The 2,763-nt window shown below is 54.9% G+C and carries 3 protein-coding genes; 2 read left to right on the top strand and 1 reads right to left on the bottom strand.

Annotation, left to right across the window (positions count from 1 at the left end; genetic code table 11):
* Window positions 1-244: hypothetical protein (locus C4885_RS16875; protein WP_207657615.1), on the top strand; the 244-nt coding region annotated here is incomplete at its 5' end.
* A gap of 230 nt (window positions 245-474) precedes the next feature.
* On the opposite strand, the gene C4885_RS15890 is transcribed toward C4885_RS16875, so the two are convergent.
* Window positions 475-1,482, bottom strand: a complete 1,008-nt coding sequence (locus C4885_RS15890) for a GDSL-type esterase/lipase family protein (protein ID WP_114001267.1) — start codon at window positions 1,480-1,482, stop codon at window positions 475-477.
* A 307-nt stretch (window positions 1,483-1,789) separates the two neighbouring features.
* Between C4885_RS15890 and C4885_RS15885 the strand changes: the two genes are divergently transcribed.
* Window positions 1,790-2,629, top strand: a complete 840-nt coding sequence (locus tag C4885_RS15885; RefSeq protein ID WP_114001266.1) for a DegV family protein — start codon at window positions 1,790-1,792, stop codon at window positions 2,627-2,629.
* Window positions 2,630-2,763: the final 134 nt, after the last annotated feature.

The raw sequence follows: 2,763 nt of genomic DNA, 5'->3' as shown, positions 1-2,763 counted from the left end.
TTTTGGCAACGCAGATGCCGTGCCGCAGCCGCCGGAGCGGTGCTTAAGCCGTCAGGCGGGAATTGTGCGGTGTTGCCTTAGGTTTCCGGAAACACCTCTGATTGAGGCAGGCTATGCGCTGATGATACAAAGAACAGCACAAATTCCTGTTCCTGCTGCCTGTTCCGGCATAAACTGCACCCAATTTGTTTTTGCTATATTTATATTACCTGTTTTGCAGCGGAATTTCAAGAGATTTCTGTAATAAAGCGCTAAAATTTTCGTAAGTTGCTGGGTCGATTTGTGTAAAATTGACACACATTTGCAGGAATCCTTGTTAAACTAGACAAAAAACGATTTAATACCGCGAAATATCCCGCCGTTTTTTCTATGCAAATAGAACAAAATGCACTGCCTTGCCCCGCAGCAAAACGGGGGTTGGCAGTGCATTTGTTGTGCTTATGTTGTTGATGCCGCATAAAGGCGCGGGCAGCATCAGCTGCCCAGGATATAGAGCGGATTTTCGCCCGCATAGGTGTTGCGGCGATCCCATGCCGTATGGGTTGCCAGATAGTTGCACCAGGCGGTATAGCCTACCGGCTGCATGTGGATGCCATCGGCTTCGTATTCGTCAATCTGGCTGCCATCGGGCTGATTCAGGGCTTCGGCAATATTGACAAAGTAGCAGCCCTTGCGCAGCGCCATGTTAGCCAGCAGGTTGTTGACCAGCTTGATGCGGTCATTCTGCAAGCCGGGCTTGGAATCCTTGACCCATTCCTGAACGCCGGGGATGGACTGCACATAGATCGGTACGTTCGGCAGGCTTTCGTGGAACATGTCGATCATTTTTTCATAATAGGTGATGAACTTGGTGGCGGTGTCCTCGCTGCCGTTGACCAGGGTGTTGGTGCCGAACAGGATATACAGCGCATCGGGCTGGGTCTCCACCACGGCGTCAAAGGCCGGTTCCTGCACATTGCGGATGTGATCCTTGACGGTGGTATTATAGACAACGCTTTCCGGGCCGGCACCGCGATAGGCACGCACATGGGCGTTCTGGTAGCCGGTGGCATAACACTCCATGCCCTCGGTAATGCTGTCACCCAAAAAAGTAACGGTGTCAAAGTGGCTGCGCTCCACGGTGCCAAGGGCAGGCAGGGCGGCCATGCGGGAATCGGTGTTCAGGTACTCCAGATCTATGGTCTGTTCCACCGGGGTGGCTGTATCCCACGCGGCGTTATCCACGGCGGGAAGCAGGCGCTGGGGGTTACCCGGCGTTTGAGCGGTGGGTTCGGGCTGCTCCGGGGTTGCCGTGGCAGCAGTTTCCGCTGTGGGCATGGTAGGCTCCGCCTGGGGGGTGTTCGCCTGCTGATTGTGGCGGGACATCCAGAAAAAGCCTGCAGCTGCACACAGTATGATCAGCACCACCATCAGGGCAACTACCGCGTTGCGGCGGCGGCGCTGTTTTTCTATCTTTTGGCGGTAGTGGTAATAATCAGCCATAGGGTTTATTTTCTCCTTTTATCAGCAGCCCCGGCGCGCCGGAGGGCAAAAGCAACAGATATAGATATTATACCCCGCTGCACACATTGGCGCAATAGCCCGCCGGGAAAAGGCGCTAATTTTTACACTTGCTGTTTTTTCTTGCTTGACGCTTTGTTGGGCGGCCCGTATAATAGAATTAGAAAATAGTATCCGCGGCCTGGGGGTTGGCCCCGCCGCGGCACGGCGGCCACGAGCGCGCCAAAAAAATGCCGGATTGTTCCGGCTGATTACGCAGCTTTTTGCCTGCGTTACAGGAGGACTTTTTATGGAATGGATGATCGCATCGGACTCTTCTTGTGAGATCCGTACCCTGCCGGACACTGCACCGGGGGTTCAGTTTGCATTGGTTCCATTCAAGATTCGCGTTGGCGAGCGCGAGTTTGTGGACTTGCCCACCCTGAACACCAAAGCCATGCTGCAGGCCATGACGGATTATAACGGCGCCAGCGCCACCGCCTGCCCCAGCCCGGAAGAATGGGCCGAGCTGTTTTTGATGGCGGACAAAAGCATTGCGCTGACCATCAGCCATAATCTTTCGGGCAGCTACAACGCCGCGCTGGCCGCGCGGGAGATGGTGCTGGAAGAACACCCCGAAAAGCAGATTTTTGTGTTGGATACTCTGAGCTGTTCCGGTGCGCTGGCCGGTGCAGCAGAGCTGGCCAACAAGCTGATCCGGATAGGAACCAACTTTGATACCATCTGCATGGAGCTGGCCAACTGGGCACAGAAAGGGCACATTATGTTTGCCCTGGCCAGCTTTGATAACCTTGCCAAAGCCGGGCGGGTCAGCCGCGTGGTGGGCTTTATTGCCGGGCGGCTGAACATGCGCGTTTTGGGCCGCCGCACCGAAGATGGCACAATCGACTTTTTCTTTAAGACGCGCGGCGAAGCGCGGGTGCTTGCCAAGATTTTGGAACAGATGGACGAGGACGGTTATGATGGTGTGCGCCCGGTGCTGATCAGCGAGTGCAACAACCAGAACGCCGCCAACCTGTTGGAACACGGCATCCACGCCAAATGGCCGGATGCGCGGGTGGATATTGTGCCCTGCAGCGGTCTGTGCAGCTTTTACGCACAGGACCAGGGCGTGATCATCACCTATTAAATTTTGAGCTGAATGGCCTGCAAACGGGGCCGCTATCCTGTTTGCAGGATTTTTTATGGCAATACCGCATAATTCTAAGTGCCGATACGGCGAGCGAGGTGCGGCAGATGCCAAGCCAAAAGCGCAGATAATAC

Source organism: Subdoligranulum sp. APC924/74, from assembly GCF_003324125.1.
Taxonomy (GTDB): domain Bacteria; phylum Bacillota; class Clostridia; order Oscillospirales; family Ruminococcaceae; genus Gemmiger; species Gemmiger qucibialis.
This window is presented reverse-complemented; position numbering and strand designations above follow the sequence as displayed.

Coding starts and splice junctions, on each gene's coding strand:
- C4885_RS15890 (WP_114001267.1), bottom strand. CDS start 1,482: ATGGCTGATTATTACCACTACCGCCAAAAGATAGAAAAACAGCGCCGC.
- C4885_RS15885 (WP_114001266.1), top strand. CDS start 1,790: ATGGAATGGATGATCGCATCGGACTCTTCTTGTGAGATCCGTACCCTG.